This window comes from Cytobacillus firmus NBRC 15306 (genome assembly GCF_001591465.1).
In the GTDB taxonomy this organism is placed as follows: domain Bacteria; phylum Bacillota; class Bacilli; order Bacillales; family Cytobacillaceae; genus Cytobacillus; species Cytobacillus firmus.
This window is the reverse complement of sequence record NZ_BCUY01000048.1, coordinates 1-19,952: the sequence shown is the minus strand read 5'-3', so window position 1 is coordinate 19,952 and position 19,952 is coordinate 1. Positions and strand designations below refer to the sequence as shown.

The 19,952-nt window shown below is 38.7% G+C and carries 19 protein-coding genes and 3 tRNA genes; 1 reads left to right on the top strand and 21 read right to left on the bottom strand.

From position 1 onward, the window contains the following. Positions 1 to 4: 4 nt before the first annotated feature. The 7 genes from BFI01S_RS13880 to BFI01S_RS13850 all read right to left on the bottom strand — a co-directional run bounded on the left by BFI01S_RS13880 (position 5) and on the right by BFI01S_RS13850 (position 5,062). Positions 5 to 307, bottom strand: a complete 303-nt coding sequence (locus BFI01S_RS13880) for a DUF960 family protein (protein ID WP_061793156.1) — start codon at positions 305 to 307, stop codon at positions 5 to 7. Further along, positions 304 to 621 (bottom strand): hypothetical protein, encoded by a 318-nt coding sequence (locus tag BFI01S_RS13875; protein WP_061793155.1) that lies wholly within the window; start codon positions 619 to 621, stop codon positions 304 to 306. Before BFI01S_RS13875 ends, BFI01S_RS13880 begins: the two co-directional genes overlap by 4 nt. 27 nt (positions 622 to 648) lie before the next feature. Next, entirely contained in the window at positions 649 to 894 is a 246-nt protein-coding gene (locus tag BFI01S_RS13870) for a DUF1643 domain-containing protein (RefSeq protein WP_235831190.1), read from the bottom strand. 193 nt (positions 895 to 1,087) lie between these two features. Next, complete coding sequence (locus tag BFI01S_RS13865; protein WP_061793154.1) at positions 1,088 to 2,281, bottom strand: ISL3 family transposase; 1,194 nt, start codon at positions 2,279 to 2,281, stop codon at positions 1,088 to 1,090. Between the two features lie 75 nt (positions 2,282 to 2,356). Further along, entirely contained in the window at positions 2,357 to 2,656 is a 300-nt protein-coding gene (locus BFI01S_RS13860; RefSeq protein WP_235831189.1) for a DUF1643 domain-containing protein, read from the bottom strand. Between the two features lie 15 nt (positions 2,657 to 2,671). Beyond that, positions 2,672 to 3,184, bottom strand: a complete 513-nt coding sequence (gene radC / locus BFI01S_RS13855; RefSeq protein ID WP_061793153.1) for a RadC family protein — start codon at positions 3,182 to 3,184, stop codon at positions 2,672 to 2,674. 156 nt (positions 3,185 to 3,340) lie between these two features. Continuing rightward, on the bottom strand, positions 3,341 to 5,062 hold the full coding sequence (locus BFI01S_RS13850; RefSeq protein WP_061793152.1) for a hypothetical protein: 1,722 nt from the start codon (positions 5,060 to 5,062) through the stop codon (positions 3,341 to 3,343). A gap of 136 nt (positions 5,063 to 5,198) precedes the next feature. On the opposite strand from BFI01S_RS13850, the gene BFI01S_RS13845 reads away from it, so the two are divergent. After that, the gene (locus tag BFI01S_RS13845) at positions 5,199 to 6,449 is read left to right on the top strand and encodes a DNA cytosine methyltransferase (protein WP_061793151.1); all 1,251 of its coding nucleotides are present in this window, start codon (positions 5,199 to 5,201) and stop codon (positions 6,447 to 6,449) included. Positions 6,450 to 6,560: 111 nt separating this feature from the next. On the opposite strand, the gene BFI01S_RS13840 is transcribed toward BFI01S_RS13845, so the two are convergent. From BFI01S_RS13840 to BFI01S_RS13780, 14 genes are all read right to left on the bottom strand, one after another. Continuing rightward, positions 6,561 to 7,910, bottom strand: a complete 1,350-nt coding sequence (locus BFI01S_RS13840; protein ID WP_206698131.1) for an RNA-dependent RNA polymerase family protein — start codon at positions 7,908 to 7,910, stop codon at positions 6,561 to 6,563. A gap of 343 nt (positions 7,911 to 8,253) precedes the next feature. Next, positions 8,254 to 9,378 carry an SIR2 family protein gene (locus tag BFI01S_RS13835; protein WP_061793150.1) on the bottom strand — a complete coding sequence of 375 codons (1,125 nt, stop codon included), beginning with the start codon at positions 9,376 to 9,378 and terminating at the stop codon, positions 8,254 to 8,256. Between the two features lie 203 nt (positions 9,379 to 9,581). Further along, the gene (gene rlmH / locus BFI01S_RS13830; protein ID WP_061793149.1) at positions 9,582 to 10,061 is read right to left on the bottom strand and encodes a 23S rRNA (pseudouridine(1915)-N(3))-methyltransferase RlmH; all 480 of its coding nucleotides are present in this window, start codon (positions 10,059 to 10,061) and stop codon (positions 9,582 to 9,584) included. A gap of 80 nt (positions 10,062 to 10,141) precedes the next feature. After that, the gene (locus tag BFI01S_RS22570; RefSeq protein WP_082804532.1) at positions 10,142 to 10,303 is read right to left on the bottom strand and encodes a CxxH/CxxC protein; all 162 of its coding nucleotides are present in this window, start codon (positions 10,301 to 10,303) and stop codon (positions 10,142 to 10,144) included. Positions 10,304 to 10,451: 148 nt separating this feature from the next. After that, positions 10,452 to 11,681 carry a S1C family serine protease gene (locus BFI01S_RS13825; RefSeq protein ID WP_061793148.1) on the bottom strand — a complete coding sequence of 410 codons (1,230 nt, stop codon included), beginning with the start codon at positions 11,679 to 11,681 and terminating at the stop codon, positions 10,452 to 10,454. Positions 11,682 to 11,920: 239 nt separating this feature from the next. After that, positions 11,921 to 12,715 (bottom strand): exodeoxyribonuclease YycJ, encoded by a 795-nt coding sequence (yycJ, locus tag BFI01S_RS13820; RefSeq protein ID WP_061793147.1) that lies wholly within the window; start codon positions 12,713 to 12,715, stop codon positions 11,921 to 11,923. A 7-nt stretch (positions 12,716 to 12,722) separates the two neighbouring features. Then, positions 12,723 to 13,535: a two-component system regulatory protein YycI gene (locus tag BFI01S_RS13815; RefSeq protein ID WP_061793146.1), complete on the bottom strand. Its 813-nt coding sequence runs from the start codon at positions 13,533 to 13,535 to the stop codon at positions 12,723 to 12,725. Then, a complete protein-coding gene (locus tag BFI01S_RS13810; protein WP_061793145.1) occupies positions 13,522 to 14,862 on the bottom strand; it encodes a YycH family regulatory protein in 1,341 nt (446 codons plus the stop codon). Before BFI01S_RS13810 ends, BFI01S_RS13815 begins: the two co-directional genes overlap by 14 nt. Continuing rightward, on the bottom strand, positions 14,859 to 16,685 hold the full coding sequence (walK, locus tag BFI01S_RS13805; RefSeq protein ID WP_061793144.1) for a cell wall metabolism sensor histidine kinase WalK: 1,827 nt from the start codon (positions 16,683 to 16,685) through the stop codon (positions 14,859 to 14,861). The genes BFI01S_RS13810 and walK overlap by 4 nt, the downstream gene beginning before the upstream one ends. A gap of 8 nt (positions 16,686 to 16,693) precedes the next feature. Further along, on the bottom strand, positions 16,694 to 17,401 hold the full coding sequence (gene yycF / locus BFI01S_RS13800) for a response regulator YycF (RefSeq protein ID WP_048010220.1): 708 nt from the start codon (positions 17,399 to 17,401) through the stop codon (positions 16,694 to 16,696). Positions 17,402 to 17,630: 229 nt separating this feature from the next. Next, positions 17,631 to 19,109 carry a peptidoglycan DD-metalloendopeptidase family protein gene (locus tag BFI01S_RS13795; RefSeq protein ID WP_061793143.1) on the bottom strand — a complete coding sequence of 493 codons (1,479 nt, stop codon included), beginning with the start codon at positions 19,107 to 19,109 and terminating at the stop codon, positions 17,631 to 17,633. A gap of 366 nt (positions 19,110 to 19,475) precedes the next feature. Continuing rightward, a tRNA-Phe gene (locus tag BFI01S_RS13790) sits at positions 19,476 to 19,548 on the bottom strand. A 161-nt stretch (positions 19,549 to 19,709) separates the two neighbouring features. Further along, a tRNA-Asp gene (locus BFI01S_RS13785) sits at positions 19,710 to 19,786 on the bottom strand. Positions 19,787 to 19,847: 61 nt separating this feature from the next. Then, positions 19,848 to 19,919: transfer RNA gene (locus BFI01S_RS13780), tRNA-Glu, on the bottom strand. Positions 19,920 to 19,952: the final 33 nt, after the last annotated feature.

The following is a 19,952-nucleotide window of genomic DNA, read 5'->3' as shown; positions in this document are numbered from 1 at the left end:
CCAATCAATAATCCTTGGGGAACAACATTGTTTGGTATCTTTCGTCATCTATAATCCAAACAGTAGTATTTTTAGCTCCTTTGACTTTGTTATTGATGATAACCTTTGTTTGTAGTGAAGGTACTTCTTGCCTATTCGTTATTGTTAAAGTTTCTTCACATACACTAATTTCAAAAACTTGCAGATAATCCATTTGCTCCTTTCGTTGTTCATTGATTTCATCGTAAAATTGCCACAAGACCACTTGTAATTCAATATCTAATTCTTCACTGATTGCCTTTGTCATATAGCGTGAATTGTTAGTCAAATTTCATCCTTCTCTCCCTGTCCAATCAATACATTTTCATACACTTTTTCTTCATCTTTCAAACAAACTAAAAAGAGTGGATTATTGGTCCTTGCTTCTAAGGCAATTCCAATAATCCACTCTGATTCTCCATTGTATAAATATGTGTGAAATGAAACCGGATTCGGTAATATTTGCAATACATCCTCTGAAATGAGTTCCTCGTCTAGTTCCTCATGATATAGAAGTACCGTTTCCTCACCTATCTCATTTAATTCAACTGCTACATCGAATTTCTCTTCCATAAAATTTATCAATTGCTCGATACCAAACATGGCTTGCTCCTTTCATATATAATATTATTAGCTCACCTTATAGCTATCGTCATACGATACTAATTTCCACTTATGTTTCAGTGCTGGATAGAGAGGATGGAAACCTTTCCGACCAAAATTCGCTTCTATTTGAAGAATGTTTGCCTTCCTGTCTAGCAAAATGGCTAAAATCATATTTAACCGTTCAACAGCTTTCTTATTTGTTTCTACTCCTTTTCCAACCGCAATAATAACATCATCTACTCTTGCAATTGCTTCCTGAATACATTTCAAATTATGTCTCTTCATCATTGTTTGTGATATAAGTAAAATTTCGGCAATGAGTTAGCTAGACTTGTGCCACTCACAATCTCTCCTTCTTCAGCTTACAGACCGGCCAGTTGGTAGATAAGGAGTGGTCAAGTGCTTTCCTTGACGACTCCTTATCTACCAACTATCATCCACCATAATGCTGAAGAAGGAGGGGCTAGAGCAGCTGTTGTTTATAAGTTTTTCCTGTACACTCCAAAAATACACGTGTTCTAAATCGATGAAGATTTCTATAACCATAAGCCCTACGTTTAATGTTTTTAATCTTATGGTTTGTTCCTTCGGAACGACCATTTGTATAGGGTGTTTTAAAGTATTGCAGGATTTGATGTCGCCAGTTTTCAATTGTTCTAACAACTTCATGAAATGATGGAAATGGGCTAGCCCAAGCTAGTTGAATCCACTCTGTTAATAAAAGATCTGCCTTTACATAATCTGTTGACTTATAAAAGTCTCTAAACAGTTCTTTCAGAAAGTAGGCGTAGGCTAGATCATCATGCGTTTCTAACATTTCATTTAATTTTGGTCTGTGTTTTTCCTTTACATTTTCATAGCTTTTCAGAAGGTGAAATCTTGACCTCTTTAAACCGGGTATTTTCTTACGGACTTTGTCCAACGCTTGAGTTACTTTTTGAACAACATGGTATTTATCGACGATAATATGTGCCTTCGGAAAAGCCTTTCGAATGGCTTTGTGAAAGGGATCCCACATGTCTAATACAACATTTTTAACCTGTTCTGGATGCAATACTTTAAGCGATAAAAGTTCTAGAGTTGACTCATAATCCCGATCTTTATACATGCCCATTACAGCACCTAAGTTAGCATCATATAGAACAGTCTCGTATTTATGTCCCTTACGAACAGCAACTTCATCGAGACTTAAAGTGATCTCTTGATCTTCTTGAATCTCTTGGATCAAAAGCTTCTGTTCATTTGCCTTTTGATCAGCAACAGAATAGAAAATACGTTCAACAGTAGAGTAGGCTATTTTGTATTTCCTACTTATCTCTTGAATAGTGGTACCTAGGACTTGTTCGTAAATAAATTCACGAAAACGATTCGTAAAATGTTGATGGGAAGCGATTGATTCAAAATGAGTTGAAAATACTTCACCGCAGTTCTGGCATTGATATCTTTTGATATGAACCATTAAATATAAAGGCTTATTGAGAACTGATAAATCCCGTACTTTCCTTGTCCTCCTGTCATGGACAATGGATGAGTGAAAACCACAATAAGTACAACGTTCCTGATCAGAATTTTTCTTAACGTGTACTAAATAATGAGTAGGGTAGATTTCTTGTTTAACAACTTCAAATTCTGGCAATTCTAGTAACACGGAAAACATTTTGGAACCTCCTATTAATGTTTGTGTGGTGCTAACATTATTGCCAGGAATTCTAAAATGTTTTCTTTTTTTACGTTAAATCACAAAAAGTGATGATGAATCCAAATTATCAATATCAGACTCTTTCGTTTCTTCTCCTTCAATAGATGGAAATAAATTCACAATCTCTACAACACCGTATTCCAATTTAGAAAGGTTATTAATGACGTACATCGTTGTTTGGTCTTGCAAAATTTCATCTGCTTGACCTGCGTTTTTCATGATGACAAGTGCTTTTTTCTTGTTCTTGTCCCACTCTTTCCTAATAAGATACTTGTTTTTCATTTCGTCATCATAAGTGACTTCTGTTTTTATCGTGCATTTTGTTATTTTCACTAATTTTTACTCCTTTCAGATATGACCTTTTTCCTTTAAGGAAGTATAAGTTTCATCTCCAACGATAATATGGTCGATTACATCAATGCCAATAATTTTACCTGCTTCAACTAGCCTTTTAGTCACCTCTATATCTTCTTTACTCGGTTCTGCCTTCCCTGATGGATGATTATGTCCAACGATTATTGAAGCAGCATTAGATAGAATAGCAGATTTCATTACCTCCCTAGGATGAACTATACTGGCATTCAGACTGCCAATATGACAAACATTAATTGATACAGGTTGGTTCTTAGTGTCTAGTGAGGCAACAATGAAATGCTCCCTATCCTTGTCCGCAAGAAACAACTTCATTAGTTGATATCCATCTTCTGGTGACCTTACTGACCGTTCCCTGTAAAGTAAGCTTGATTCCTTTACTAATTTTAATGAAACAATATTAATTCTTTTTGCAGAGGTCTTCTTTTCTTCTTTTACAACATTAAAAATTGGCGATTTAAACTGCTCTTTGTAATAATGTAAACCCATTTTCTCTTCCTCCTTAAAAATAAATAGCCCTAATTCCTAAATAAGGAATTAGAGCTATTTTTTGTTGAATGTATTATATTCTAAACTATTATATATATATGAAAATATTTTTAATACAGTTATTTGAATTTTATAATATTTTATCCAAAAACCAGTTTATCTTAGCTGATATTCAGAAGTCAACTTTATTGTAGACCATCCATGGCTTTGCCCACGGCTAAACTTTACACGAAGGTTAATTGCTTCTAAGTTGTTATGCCAAGCTAGTGTATTTTGAATTGCCGTTGGTGTTTTTATATAGACAGTTATATTACCATCAATTTTTGAATGCTCCTTACAAATACTGATATTTTCTTCATAGCATGTAACTGCCATCATAGCCTTGCCAAGGAGGTTTTCTACGCCCCTTTTTAATTGTACCTGTGTTGCATCTTTTAGTTTTAGCCCCAGGTCCGCAGCTATAACTTCTAAGCTCTCTTTGTGATTTAACTCACCTATTTGGAATTTTGATTTTACTTCGTTAACTACTGATTCCATACTACCTATATTAAAATAGGTTGGACCAAGTATGGTTCCAATCCCTGGGTTCTTGGTAGTAATTTTACTATTCTTTTTAGCAAGGGCTTTTAGTGAAATACTTTCAACAATATACTCTTTATTGACTATCAAAATTAGCTGCAGGTCACCAGTATCAAGCCTGTCATTAATGTAACTTTCGGGAACTAACTCAATACTTTTTATTTGGAAAGTACTATATTTCTGGTGCAATTTTTCTCTAACAACAGGAACGAGGGTCGAAGTTGAATTATATAACTTTTCTAACACTTCAGGTTTCACGAGAGAATAGTATTTACCCATTAACTGGACACATTCATCAGGTTCTACCTGTGAAACATTAGGAAACTCTTTTAAGAAGTAGAAATATGTAATAGCTTCGTGGCATTTTCCAATTGCATTACTACTGTTTGAGTTTTGTGAATATTGGTGGGTATTTAACAAATACTGCATTTTCTTTATTGTATCGAAATTTATTTTTTCCTTTTCAGATTCATCTAGGAATTTGTCATAGCTTGCAGCAAGCTTTATTGAAGAAGTTGGGCTACTTTCAAATTTAAACCTTAATGTTAAGGCTACTTCTCCATACTTTATTCCAACTGTATTTTTTCCAGATTTATATATTTGAATATCGCTAAATTGAGGTGTACCTGGATTAAACTGTTCTACATTAACATCATTTTGAGTTTTCCCATAACTCGTTACAATATTAACGTCTTCTGTCATGAAAAAAACATTATACGCATGAAAAAAGCCTTCATTTTTATCGTTGTAGAAATCCTTCAGTAAAGAAAAGCATAATTCTCTCAAATTGTATAAAAATATATCTCTATATGGGTTAATCTCATCTGTAAATTTCGGAAAGTACCCTGATACTAGTTTTTTTAATTCCTTTATATCTTTTACATAATGCTCACCTAATTTTAATTCTACGAGTTTACTTAGGAAATTTTGGTATTTTACTTCGAATAGTCGATTAAACATCAATTGCAAGCTTTCAGATAAAAAATATTTTGAAAAGAAGCTTTTTGCCCCAGGGTTTTTTGGTTGAATTCTACCGCCTTTTCTAACAAGAAAAAGATTAACTGATATTATTTGGTTGTTATCGAGATACAAGGTCAAATCCTTTTCCTTGTCAGGATTATTTGTGTTAAATTTGGACTGAACGGACTCTATATAGGGATAAAGATTTGTAATATATAGTACAGTTTTAGTAACTGTTTTTGGATAGTAATCAATGGGTTCATTCTTTATGTATTGTAGCAGAGCTTGATAAACATTTTTTACATGTTCATCCCCAATAAGCCTGGGATTCTTTTTCACAAATCTTACCTCCCCAATATTATAACTTAATTAAATTGTACTGTTTATGAATGCTTTGTTAAAGAAAAAACTGGCCTTCTCACGTTGTAGATGTTAAAATAAGAATAGCTTATCATCTTAAGGGAGGTATGTAGAAGTGAAAGTTGAAGAAAGAGGACGAGCTAAATACCGACCTTTAAAAGATTACGACTCAAATGAGGTAAAGCAACTCCTTCTAGAAAAAATTAAAGAAGAACAAGAAACAATTCAAAATATAAAAGATGATTACGAACAGCCTAATTTGGATTATCGAGAAGATAAAATAAATGTAATTAGCTTATTCTCAGGATGTGGCGGTTTAGACTTAGGACTTGAATTGGCGGGGCTTGCTGCAGCTATTGGGGAAGAAGAGGCTCTTAAAGCTTTTAAAGATAAGGATTGGTTTAACGCAGTTAGAGAAGAAAGTATCTTCCATACAATTTATACAAATGACCTTTTTAAAGAAGCAAATGAATCATACAAATTAAACTTCCCTCCAGTATTTCAACAACAACTAGATATTCGAAAAGTTAAAGAATTTCCAAAAGCAGATTTTGTCCTTGGCGGATTCCCGTGTCCCGGATTCAGTGAAGCTGGTCCACGATTAATAGACGATAAGCGAAATTTTCTATATATACATTTTATACGCTGCCTTCTTCAGGCAAAACCATTTGCATTTATTGCAGAAAATGTAAAAGGTATGTTAACGTTAGGTAAGGGAGAAGTAATTAATCAAATTGTACAGGATTTTGCTTCTGCGGGATATAATGTTAAATTCAAATTGGTCAATGCACGAGACTACGGGGTACCACAACTAAGGGAAAGGGTTTTCATTGTTGGTATCCGTGAAGATTTGGATTTTGAATATAACCACCCAGAACCTACTCATGGTAATGGTAAATTACCTTATGTAACATTAAAAGATGCAATTGGAGACCTTGAATCAAATCCCGGAGATTGGTTTGAGGGAGGATTTTCACCAATTTACTTATCTCGAAACAGAAAGAAAAAGTGGAATGAACAAAGTTTTACAATTCAGGCTTCTGGTAGACAAGCACCTTTACATCCTAGCGGTCCTGAAATGATAAAAATAGAGGCGGATAAGTGGACACTTCCCGGAGATGAATCTCTACATCGCCGTTTATCTGTAAAAGAAATAGCCCGTATTCAGACTTTCCCTGATTGGTTTATATTTTCTGATGGGGGAAACATGGATGTGCAAAAAAACAATAGGCTAGACAAACAATATAAACAAATAGGGAATGCTGTTCCAGTTATGTTAGCAAAGGCTATGGCAATGCCTTTAGCATTTTGGGCAAAAAAAAACTTAAATGTGATTAAAAAAAATAGCTCATTAGTTTTAATATAATCTTTTCAAATTTGACTATAGATAGCCAGTCATTATGCTAGGTATTAAATAAGGGACCAGACAATTACATATTTCAATTGTCTGGTCTTTTTTATCTGCTGTATAAATAATTTATTTTTTTAACCGTTTATTTATCTTCCGCCAGTGATTTTTCACTTGAGATTCCATAAGGTTTATTGTTGATGGACTATCATCAAAAATCTGTTGTGCTCTTAAAGCATAATTTAAGAAATTACCATGTCCCTTTCTTCGTATGCCAAGATGGGTGTAATTTATGTAAAGGCTTTTTCTATGCTTTTTTCTTCCACTTTTTTCAGATTTCCAATTACTTAAACGAACTTTTTTGTAAGCTCTGCAATAATATTTAAACAAGCTTTTTTCTCTTAGCTTGACACTGTTACCATCAAAGGCAAAACCTAAATAGTCCAATATACCTGGATTTAAACTTTCATCATAAATCACGTTATTAGAATAGATGAACTTATTAGTTTTTTCATCCTGAATAACTAATCTTGGTATCTCATCCCTAGTCTTTTCTATAAATTTCATATGTTTATTGTAATCATAATTTTGAATATCTTCATCAAAAGGTATTACAATAATTAAATCATCACAATATCTTCTGTAAAGCCCATTGTTAGCCTTTACATAATCATTTATCTTTTTATCAAAATCAATTAGATAAATATTGGAACACACTGAGCTTAAACCTGCTCCTTGTGGTATTCCGTAATCATTTTTGTTGAATTGAATGTTTTCTTTATTTGATTTTCTAAATTTCCTAAAATCCTTTTCATCAAAAAGTCTAGTTAACTTCTTTCTCTTTTCTTTGTTTTTATATTGCTTTTTTAAAACTTCTTCTATTTTTTCTTTTTCTGCCCAACTAAACTTAGTTATGTTCTTATAGATAGTAAAATAATCATCAGGTAATTTGTCAGTATCAAGAACCACTTGAAGCTGCTTTTTCAAGTATTTATGGTCTAACGTATCAAAAAAACTAGTAAAGTCGGCAACATATATAAATGAACGCTCAGATTTTTTTATAAAATCTATTACTTCCTTAGCAAAATGGATATTACTTTTTCCGTCAAGATTGTTTCTATAGGCAGTTGCAACTTCATTAATTTCAAGCTTCTTAACCACTTCATTGTACTTATTGTTTAACATATCACCATAATATTTATATATGTAACTATCAAGGTGTGAAGCATAATATATATCACGTGTTTTAGGTTTTCTCCTTTTTTCAATCCTACTATATTTATAGAACTCTATTTTAAAATGAATAAACGGAAAAAATCCATGCTGTACTACCCAGCTTGGATTTGTTATGTCATCTATTACCTTATTTATTGAGACTCTATTGTCAAAATGTTTATATTTTTTTATTTTGTATTTGCTAATGTCTATTTTCGCAGAGCTAGTAAGGGTATGTAATCGTAGCCTATTACTCTGAACCATATTCAGTCACCCCTCACCAGCATACTTTTGGTCTCAATTAAATCCTATTTCTAGACTTCAAAAGGACCATCTTCATTGTGTTCAATTTCCCTCGCACAACAAGGCTACTTAATCACTTATTAGCTATACTATAGAGTATATAGTAGAATGGTTGATTACTACAAATGGAGGTATTAATTCACATATGCAGAGTTGTTGCTTCGCAATGTCCTTGTTAATCTCCTGCTGGATTGTTAATGCAAGAAAGGTCGGGATAAAGCTTGACAACTGTTCACCAGTTTCCCCCACAACAATTTCTATGAGGCAATTAAGATTATACCATAAAATTGGTATATTTTCCAAATCAAACTTTTAATAATGAAATGCTATTTGCACCACCAAACAGTATTCTTTCATCATTAATAGAAAATGCCTGCTTTTTTGGTATTTTTAATTCTATATTTACTCTATCAACAAATTTCTTTTTAGCATCTTCATTTGATGCATAATCCACAATTAATATTTTTAGAGGCTTAGGATTTTCCTTCTTCCTAGTCTCAGCTAATCTTTCTGCAATAGCCTTATTAATATGAGCATCTCTAAAACTATATCCAATAATATAAAGTTCCTCACACATTTGCTCATCGACTATCATTTTCTTTTTGAATTCATTGTAATAAAAGTTAAACGGTTCTTGCTGTACCTTTAGACTTTTCCCACCTCCAGTAACAATGGATGGAATAACATTTAAATCAAAAATTTTCTTATATAAATCACTAAATCTTAAACTTCCAGTAGTTACCTTGAATAATTTACCATCTGACAAATCTTTAAATGAGGATAGTGAGCCATGTAAGTGGTGTAATCTTACATTTTTTTTATAGTTTTCAGGGTGAATTTGTTTACTTCGGTCAGGTCCAAAAAAATAACGATATTCATCATTAATAGGTGTCCATTTGTTCCCTCGGTAATGGAAATCGGCGAAATCTTTACTATTAAAGTAAGTTAGGAGGATTGTTTCTAGCAATAAATCAAAGTTTAAAGTAAAAAGGTCAATTTCAGTAGAGTCTTCAATCACATCAACAAGCCATTTTACAAACTCATCTAATTTATTATCTATTTCATCTTTCTTTACATTTCCGTCAATCAACTCAAGAATTGAAGCCGTATATTCATAAATTATGTTTTGAATCGCCTCTAAATGCTCTTTGAAGTTTTCATTGCTCAAACTATATGAGTTCATAAAATGTTTCCCATTTTCGAGATTTAAAAAGTTACTATAATGCTTTAAAGTTTCGTAAGAAAGTTCAATGCTGGCAATTGCTTCTTCAAAATCTCTTTGATTATAATTATCCTTCATATGGTGTTTAATAAAAGATTTATGCTCGTCATTTAACCTTCCAAAAAAACGTTTTGTAATAGATTCTAAGCCGAAATCTTTATTTAAGGCTACCGAAAGTCCATTTCCAGTTAAAACTACCCTTTTCATCTTGACCTAACCTCCTAAAAAAATAATTATTAAAATATTTTATCATATTTATTTGGGTTATATAAATGAGTCAATTATGCAGAGGAACTGGACCAATTGAAACTTTAGCTATTAAAAAGAGAGTGCTTTCACGATGAAACAAGTGAATAACCGCTCTCTTTTAAAACTTCGAAAGATATTGATTTAAAATGAAAAAACCTCATTTACTTATGATACGGTTCACCCCGATTAATCCGAAAAGCCCGATAAACCTGCTCCAGCAAGATCAGCTTCATCAACTGATGCGGAAACGTCATCTTCGAAAAAGACAGCTTATCATCTGCCCGCTGCAATACCTCCTGGCTCAAACCAAGAGACCCGCCAATGACAAACGCAATCTTGCTCTTCCCGTAAGTAGCCAGTTTATCAAGATTATCTGCAAGCTCTTCTGAAGATTTCATCTTCCCTTCAATAGCCAATGCAATGACATGGGCATCCGGATGGATCTTCGCCAGGATCCGCTCACCCTCTTTTTGCTTGACCTGCATCATTTCTGTTTCTCTTAGTTCTTCGGGGGCTTTTTCGTCAGGGACTTCGATGATGTCCATTTTGGCGTAGGCCGACAGTCTTTTCAGGTATTCGTCAATTCCCTGCTTCAGGTATTTTTCTTTTAGCTTTCCAACCGTAATAATTGAGATATTCACAGCATGTCCTCACTTTACAAACAAGATATCCACAGAAGTTATCCACATGTCCACATTTTTCATCCACATGTTGTATGGGATCATTCGTTCGCTACAACATATATTGCGGTATTTTGACAATATTCACAGGTTGTTGATAACTTTTTATCCTCTTCAAGTTTTGTTAATTGCGGGAATGTTTCGTACTCATCCACCACTATATCTATTGCCAGATCAACGTGTTCGTCACAGCAGTAAATCATTTTCAGCATACTCCTTTTTAGGCGGGCAGCCTGTTTTTTTATCCGTATTGTGGATAATTTTTATTTCCGGTTATTCATTTAAGTTATCCACATCTCATACTAACAAAACAATAAAAAACAGGAAAGCGATTATCGCTTTCCCATTTCATTAAAATGTCTCGCCGCTCAGCTTCATCGTTACTTCCTGTGTTTTGCCGTCGCGGTAAAACTTAATTTTCATTTGGTCGCCAACTGATTTTTTCGTATAGAGATGCTGGCGCAGTTCGATAATGTCTTTGATTTCTTCTCCATCCATCTCGACGATGACATCCATTTCCTTCAGTCCTGCCTGTGCGGCTGGAGAGTTCGGTTCTACAGATGTGATGGCCACACCTGATTTTACATCCTTCGGCAGTTTCAGTGCTTCCTGCTGGTAGTATCCAGGAATCTCATTAACAGATGCCAGCTGAACGCCCATATACGGACGTTTTACTTCTCCGAACTTTTCGAGGTCATCAATAACTGGGCGTGCATAGTTAATCGGGATTGCCAATCCGATTCCTTCTACGGCGCTCTCAGCAATTTTCATGGAGTTGATGCCGATAAGCTGCCCGCTGATATTCACCAGCGCTCCGCCGCTGTTACCCGGGTTGATCGCGGCATCTGTCTGCAGAACCTCTGCCTGCCAGTCTACTGTTCCATTCTGGTCAATATCAACCGGTATGGCACGCTCCAGTCCAGAGATGATTCCCTGTGTGACAGAGCCGGAGAACTGGCCAAGAGGGTTTCCGATGGCAATGACCGGCTCGCCTGGCTTCAGTTTGTCTGAATCGCCGAATTCGGCAACTGTTTTAATTTCCTTTCCTTCTACTTCAAGCACGGCTAGATCCGTCCAAATATCGCTGCCTACCAGTCTTGCCGGCAGCTTGGTGCCATCCTCCAGGCTTACTTCCAATTCCTGAGCACCCTCGACCACATGGTGGTTTGTGACGATGAAGGCTGTATTTCCTTCCTTCTTATAAATAACTCCGGAACCTGTTCCGGCGGGCTGGCCAGCACTGCCGTTCCCTTCATTCGACCAAAAACCGGCTGTTTGGATGTTCGTAATGCTTACGACCGCATCCCCAGCTTTGTCGACCGCCTTAGTTACATCGGTTGTCACATCAACTGAGACATTCTGAGTCCTGGCATTATTGTTATCCCCGGTTGTTTCATCCTGCAACTTTTCATTCGGTTCAACCGTATAAGGGAGCACATCGTAGTCAGCCAGCTTCGGGACTGCAACCACGACCAGAATGGCCCCTAGTATGATGCCAACAAGGCTGGCCAGAAAGTATCCGCCCTTGTTGCCTTTTTGCCCTTTATAACGGTTCTGATGATCTTGATCATAATAGCCCAAACTGCACCCATCCTTTCTTTCTTTTGCAAAAAAACAGCTGCTTTTAATATGAATGCTAAAACTTAGTCTTCCTTTATACCCAATATTATACTCTTCTGTTTTTAGAAATCTAACAAAAACGCACCCGCTGCAGCAATCTTACGACTTTCTTCATACTTTATTAAAATTCCCTCAAAAAGGAAAAAGAAGAACACACGAAAAACGGCTGTCTCTCTGTGTATTCCTCTTCTGATTTAAGTTTAAACGGCTGTTAAAATCGTCGGCACCTTCGGATCGGTATCAAAAAGGTCGAATTGTTCGCCGACGATGATTCCTCGGCTTTCAAGTGTCTGGGCAACAGACATTCTTGCCAGATCCTTAATATTGTTATCCTGGCTTAAGTGGGCCAGATAAAAGCTCTTCGTCCGGTCGCCGGCCACTTCACTCATCGCCAGCGCCGCATCCTCATTGGATACATGGCCGACATCGCTTAAGATCCTTCTCTTTATATTCCAAGGGTAGCGGCCCATGCGAAGCATCTGGACATCATGATTGCTTTCAAATACGTAAGCCTCTGCATTGGAAATCAGACCTTTCATGCGGTCGCTGACGTAGCCTGTATCGGTAATCAGGACAAGCTTTTTTCCGTTATGATGGAACACATAAAACATCGGGTCGGCTGCATCATGGGAAACCCCGAAGGATTGGATATCCAGGGATCCGAATGTTTTTACGGCTTCCATATCAAAATGAAACTTCTGGTCAACCGGGACTTGCCCAATCAGTCCGTCCATGGCCAGCCATGTTTTTTCATTGGCATAGATCGGGAGGTTATACTTGCGGGCAAGAATCCCGACACCTTTGATATGGTCGCTATGCTCATGGGTCACCAGTATGCCTGAAAGCTTGCCGATGTCCCGGCCGATATGCTGAAATAATCCTTCCATTTGCTTCCCGCTTAAACCGGCATCCACCAGAAAGGAATGTTCCTCCGTCTCGACAAAGATCGCATTCCCAGTACTGCCGCTCGCGAGAACGCTGAATTGTAAAGACATGTTCTCCTCACTCCACTATTTTTTTCTCTTCGTTGTTCAGCTGAATAATTTTGCCCTCAAAGGCATCCACAAATAAATTCTCCTCGCCATTAATGACAAATCGCCAGGCAGGCGTCAATAATTGTGATGAGCTCAAATGCACGAAAGTAAAATAACCCAGCTCCACATTTGTAATTTTTGACTTAGGCAGAAGCGAGCCATTCTTGTAAAGGGTCTCAACAGCCTTTATCGGCTGAATGACTTTTTCGCTTTCTTCCTTCGACTCAATTTTTTCGAGGAGCGTCTGCTTGTAAGAGACAATTTCATTTTCATCATTCAAATAAAATGTGAGTTCGCCATTTAAATTCATATAAAACATCTTGTCTTCAAATTCCTGATAATACGTGATTTTATTGCTGTCACGAGGCTTGTCCCAGAAGCGGTACTGATCCCCGAATAACACCCTGTTTTTGATAAAAGCGGATAATTCGGATGGACTGAATTTGTCACTGATCTTGATCGGCTCATCCAGAATGGAATTCAAGGTGGTTCCTTCTGAAATCGTAATCTCCTGGCCTTCAAGCTTCGTTTCTTTCACACCCTCAAGATTTTCAATATCAAATGCCACCGGCTTAGCCCTCAGGTAACGGTCTTTCGGGTTGCTTTTCGGAAGGGGCGACTCAAATGTGATCTCGGCACTCTTAAGCTGCTTTTCCAGGGATGCCTGGGCGACCGGTTCAAATTCACTGGCTTCCTTTAATTTGAAAAACTCGTACATCAAGTAAATATCCAGCACCAGGAAGGTTAAAATAAAGATTGTTTTGATCTTACTCCAATCCATTATTCATCCCCCCTGTCTCATCAAGCGAAATGCTTTTCCATGTTCCTTCATAACGGTAAAACCAGGAAGGCTCCATACGGATGAAAGTGGTCTGCGCTTCTTTGACCAGCATCATCTGATACCCCAGTCTTACATCCTCCAGCAATTCCGGATCAAGTCCGTCCAGGCCTAACAGGTACTCCATGACGCGTTTCCCGGAACTTAGAGATACATCTGTTGGCGGTTCCGTACTCAGGCCAAGCTGGAAGCTGCTTCGAACATACTCATAAATTTCATTTTGCCCCCAAATCTGGCGGATCTCGGATATTTTCGGATCATCGCTGAAAATAGGATAACCTGAAGATTCATACATCCGGAATACAACCTTATGGTTCACTTCATCTATTTCGGCAAATTGGTAATTATCTGTCCATCCCGAATGTCCGTTAATGTAATCAATGCTCCTTTTCAGGAGGTCGCCCGACGGAAAAACCGGATTATCCCCGGCAGCCGGTTTGATATAACGAAGGGTATTTTTATCAGAATTCACCCTCAGTAAGCTTAAGGTATCATTATATTCATCCTCTGATTGCTGAAAGCTTTTCTGCACGACACTCGGATCACTGAACAAGGCATTTTTGTATTGCTCAGAGTCCAATTTTTTCTCGAGATACTGATATCTTGGCATTTTGGTATCCTGTGCGGGCAGGTAGATGGTTCTTTTATCTGATGGCTTATAAGCAAGATAGGCTTTGTATTCCGGGTTATACTCCGACAGATTGAAGTATTGGCTCTTGAAATTCTGAATAAAGGAAACAGGCACATGGCTTCGATAAATCTGCCAGTTATCCAATGAGACAAAATCAACAATTCCTTCTTTTTTTCCCGTTTGCCTGGTATCAATGACAATGTGATCAAATTGAAAATCAGCGAGATTTTTATCGCCAATTTTGATGACGGATTTGTATAAGTCAATCGGAACAGAATCCGGAAACGCCAGAACCGCTTTTCCTTCATTATGAACAAACGAAGGAAGGATGCCTGCTTCCTCTGTAATATCTTCAAAGTCAGCAAAATTCCAATCGCTGATTTCTGTTATAACTTTATCAATCTCATCAGGGCTGACTGTCCCAAAGGTCTGTTTTTCCCCGAGATGGAATAAAAGGGTGTCCGGTCTTACAATCTGATTTACTTCTTTTTTCTCCGCGATTGTTACTTCCTGAACGGTATTTGCTTCTTTTTCAATCCGTTCAAAGTTTGGCTGGTAAGTCCAGAGATTCCAAGTAAGGAGGACACTTGTCACGACTAGAATGGTCAATATGATGGATTTTATATTTTCATAACTCATTCCCAATCATCCTCTTCCGAGCGGACATATGGAAGGCTGAATGAAATCGTTGTCCCTTTCCCTTCTGTACTCGCTGCCCAAATTTTCCCGCCATGCGCCTCCACCATTTCTTTCGCAATGGCCAATCCGAGGCCTGTTCCGCCAAGCTTTCTTGTTCGGGCCTTATCCACCCGGTAAAAACGTTCAAAAATCTGATCAATATTTTCTTTTGGTACCCCCACACCCTGGTCTGAAACGCTGACGATAATAAATTCATCTTTTTCCTCAATGCTGAACGTCACCTTTCCGCCTTCCGGAGAGTATTTCAGTGCATTAGAGATGATGTTATCCAGCACCTGGGTGAGCTTGTCCTCATCTATTTCCACAAAAGCTGAATGGTCCGGAAGCTTTCTTTCAAACGTAACATTCTGCTGCTTCGTCATTTCAAAACGGTCTATAATTCTATTATAGAAGAAAATAAAATCAATCCAGTCCTTGCTTAAACGGTAATCTTTGCTGTCCATTTTAGAAAGCTGCAGCAGATCATTAACCAGGCGGATCATCCGCTCTGTTTCATTTTGGGTGACATCCAGGAAGTTCGGGGCAATCTCCTCATCTTTCCAGGCGCCATCCGCCAGAGCCTCCAGATAGCTTCTCATCGTCGTGAGCGGGGTTCTGAGTTCATGAGATACATTTGCCACAAATTCACGGCGTTCCATATCAATTTTCTCCTGTTCGGTGATATCATGCAAAACGGTGATTAAGCCGTTCACAAATCCGGTTTCTTTTTGGATAACCGAGAAATTCGCACGGAGAATCAGCGTTTTCGTTTTGCTGCTGTAATCCAGGATGACTGAATCCTGCTCGTCTAACAGCTCTTCAAAGGTATAATCCTCTTCAAGGCCTAAAAGGGATACAATTGGTGAAGACAGGACCGTTTCACGTGAAACATTCAGCATTTTTGCTGCAGGCTCATTAATGAGAATGACACGCCCTTTTCGGTCGGTTGCGATGACTCCATCCGTCATATAGGAAAGAACAGAGGATAATTTTCGCCGTTCACCTTCCGTTGTGGCGTGAGCTTCCTGAAGTTTCTTTGTTAAGCTGTTAAACGTAATGGCAAGCTGGCCAATTTCGTCATAACCGTACACCTTTACCTTGCGGGAGAAGTTCCCTTTTGCCATGGCCAGCGCCTGTTTCCGCATATCAGAAATCGGGCGTGTTACCGTCTGGGCAAGGAGTATTCCCAGGATCGCTGTGATGGCTAACGCGATAGCGATGCCGGAGGTAAAAATATTATTGATCTCCCTCATCTGTTCATAGATGTTTTCTATTTTAGCAACCAGATAGATGGCCCCATTGACTTCCCCATTATTATTTTTAATAGGGGTGACGAGAACCCATATCCGCTGTCCCTGGTCAACCAGATCCTCCGTTACCGGCTGTTTAGTGGCTATGGCCATCTTGATCAGATTATCAGTAGACCTCCCCCCGACAACCCCCTGATTATCGGGATCGGAGGTGCCAAGAATTGTCAGTGATTCATCAACGACACGGACTTCGGATATATCCGCCGAATTGTAATCACTTAATAGCCTTCTGATATCTTCCTCCTGGGACGGGGCCTCCTCATCGGGAAGCCTTACTTTGGTCATCTGTTCCTCCACATAATAGCTAAGAAGATTGACCCTCTCCTGAATGGCATCTTTGAAATTTTCCTGTAAGGTCGATTCCAGCTGCCTGACAAAGTAGACTCCGATAATCTGCATGGCTACCAGGATGAGAAGAACATAAATGATCACAAACTTCAAATGAATGGACCGAAAAAAACCCACCTTTTCCATGTACCCTTTTACTCCTGTTCAGGATTCCGCAAGTAATAACCGACTCCTCTTCTTGTCACGATCCATGTCGGGTGGCTTGGATTATCCTCGATTTTCTCCCGCAGTCTCCTGACGGTTACATCAACTGTACGGACATCACCATAATAATCATAGCCCCATACGGTTTGAAGGAGATGCTCCCTCGTCATGACTTGTCCAATATGTTTGGCCAAATAGTGAAGAAGCTCAAACTCGCGGTGTGTTAATTCAATCGTCTCACCGCGCTTGGAAACCACATAGGCATCCGGATGGATAATCAATGAACCCACTTCGATTTCGTTGGATTCATCTTCTTCCTCTGCCTTGGCAACCTGCTGATGGCGCCTCATATTAGCCTTCACACGGGCAATCAATTCCCTTGTGCTGAACGGCTTTGTAACATAATCATCTGCACCCAGCTCAAGACCCAGAACTTTATCGATTTCTGAATCCTTTGCTGTCAGCATTATGATCGGCATATCGTACTTCTTGCGCACTTCGCGGCAAACCTCAATGCCATCCCTCTGTGGAAGCATGATATCAAGTAAAATCAAATCCGGCTTGATTTCTTCTACCTTTTCCAGGGCGTCATTACCGTCATAGGCACACACCACTTCATAGCCTTCTTTTTTTAAATTGAACTGCAGAATGTCTGCAATTGGTTTCTCATCGTCTACAACCAGAATTTTTTTATCCATACCTATCTCCTTTTTCTTGCTCATTTATTTATTTTTTGGAGCAGTAGAAGTCAGTTTCATGCATATGTTATCTACTTTACTTTACCATGTTAACAGTGAGAATTCACCTATTACGAAAAGCGGGAGCGCCAAGCCTGCCTCCGACACACCTCAAGAAGCTGGATGTTTTAATTCTTATTCTTAACCACAAAAGTCTCTAGCATGAAAACTAGAGACTTTTGTGCGTGTATTACTTATTAATATATTTCAGCGGATCCTGCATTTTACCGTTTTTGTATAATTCGAAGTGCAGGTGGACACCGGTTGAATCACCAGTGGTTCCCATTATGCCGATTTTTGAGCCTTTTGAGACGGTTTGGCCAACGCTGACACTGATGGAATCCAGATGGGCATAAATCGTGCGGAAGCCATTGTTATGGTCGATGACGATTTTATTTCCATAGCCGCCGTCCATGCCTGCAGATACAACCGTTCCATTGTCAGCCGCTTTGATCGTGCGGTCGCTCGGTCTTGCAATGTCAATTCCTTTATGCATTTTCCCCCAGCGGTATCCCATTTTACTTGAGATATAGCCGCCGACTGCCGGATAGGCAAAGCTGCCTTCACCGCGGGAAGGAATCACCTTTGTTCCCTTTATGACAATTTGCTTCACAGGCTCTTCAAGAACCTTTTCTTCTTTTACTTCTTTTTTGACCGTTTGGCCGTTTTCTTCCGTAATCAGATAAGTTGCAGCGCGAACGCCTTCCTTGCCTTCCTGCTTCACTTTCGTTTCGCCTTTAGGCATGCTGCTGTCTTCGATTACTTCTTTTTCAAAATCGATTTTTTCTTTCTTGAAAACTTCCTTATCTGCTATTACCTTTACATACGGCTTGTAGACAGTCACATTTAATTCCTGTCCTGCCTTAATGACAGAATCCTTCTTAAGGCCGCTGTTCAGTCCGATCAGCTGCTTCATATCGAGGTCATGGGCACTGGCGATATTGCTTAGTGCATCACCCTCTTTAACCACATACTTCTTTTCTTCAAGGGTTCCCTTTTGCAGAAGCTTCACAGCCTCATCTGCACTGATGATCTGGTCCGGTTTTACGGTTGCTTCAGAAATGGATACATCTTCAGTAAAGCGGACATCTAATAGACGTGTTTCATCTTCCTTCAGCTGTGGTAAAGGAGTCGCAGAAGATGCTTTTCTATCTTCGAGTGCCTTTAAGTCTTTTTCTGATACATAAGACGTCTTGATTTTCTGGAGGGCCGCTTTTGCCTGCTCCTCATTTTCCAAATAAGCGATTTCCTTGCCGCCAATCACTAAGGCAGCTGCTTCGGCATGAACTTCCATCTTGTTTTTCAGGCCATTGACAGCTTCTGATTCATTCACTTGTGAGCTGGATTCAAAAGCCTGCTCGGGAATGAAGGAAAGCTCCGATGCCAGCGCCAGCTTTAATCCCTTATGGGAACCTTCAGCCTCACTGATCTTTTTATCGGCCAAATCTTCGATGACTTTTTTATCCGACACCGTTCCAATATATTCGTCACCCATATAGACATAATAAACTGTCACAAGCTTATCATCATTGGCAGAAGCGGAAATGCCGCCTGCGAATGTTAAAGCCGCCGCTGCAAAGCCGGCCGCAATCGTTCTATTTATAGTTTTCTTAAAGCTTTTCGCTGTAAATTCTGATGTTGAGGTACCTTTTTTCATCCATTTAAACATGGTTACATCCCCCTAGACTACGGTAACAAAGAACACTTTCATATAGTGCTATGTAACTACGAATTTGTGAGTCTGTTTTTTTCACAATATTTACTTTACCATACAGCAAAGCAAATAGATTACGAGACTCAGGAATGTAATAAAAATGTATAATAGCTGACATTTTATGACTATAAATGGCAAAGCATAGGATGGTTTTTGTCGAATGGAGGATAGGAAATAATCCCTAATAGCAAGGGTTTATTAGGGCTGCGAAAAATGAGGGTGAGCGTGCGTCTAAATTACACAGGCTTTTTGCAGAAAAGCGCTTATATTACAGAAATATAACAAAAAGGAGCATGCTTGGTTACATACTCCTTCTTGGGATGGCTCAGGACGGAATCGAACCGCCGACACAAGGATTTTCAGTCCTTTGCTCTACCGACTGAGCTACTGAGCCTTATTAAGTTATTTTTGCCTAAACATTGTTTGGCTTTGTCCTTCGTCCCGATTTGGCAATCGGTACGCTGAAGTGATTCATGGTAGCTTATTCGGTCGTGCTCTACCGACTGAGCTGCTGAGCCTTATTAAGTTATCTGGGCTTAGTGCAGATTATGTAAATGGCGGTCCGGACGGGACTCGAACCCGCGACCTCCTGCGTGACAGGCAGGCATTCTAACCAACTGAACTACCGGACCAAATAATAACCGCCAGCAAGTAAGCCGGGCTTGCCAGCCGTTTGCTGACGGTTATTCGCCATGACCCCTACGGGATTCGAACCCGTGTTACCGCCGTGAAAGGGCGGTGTCTTAACCGCTTGACCAAGGGGCCATAAAAAAATATAAATGGTGAGCCATGAAGGAA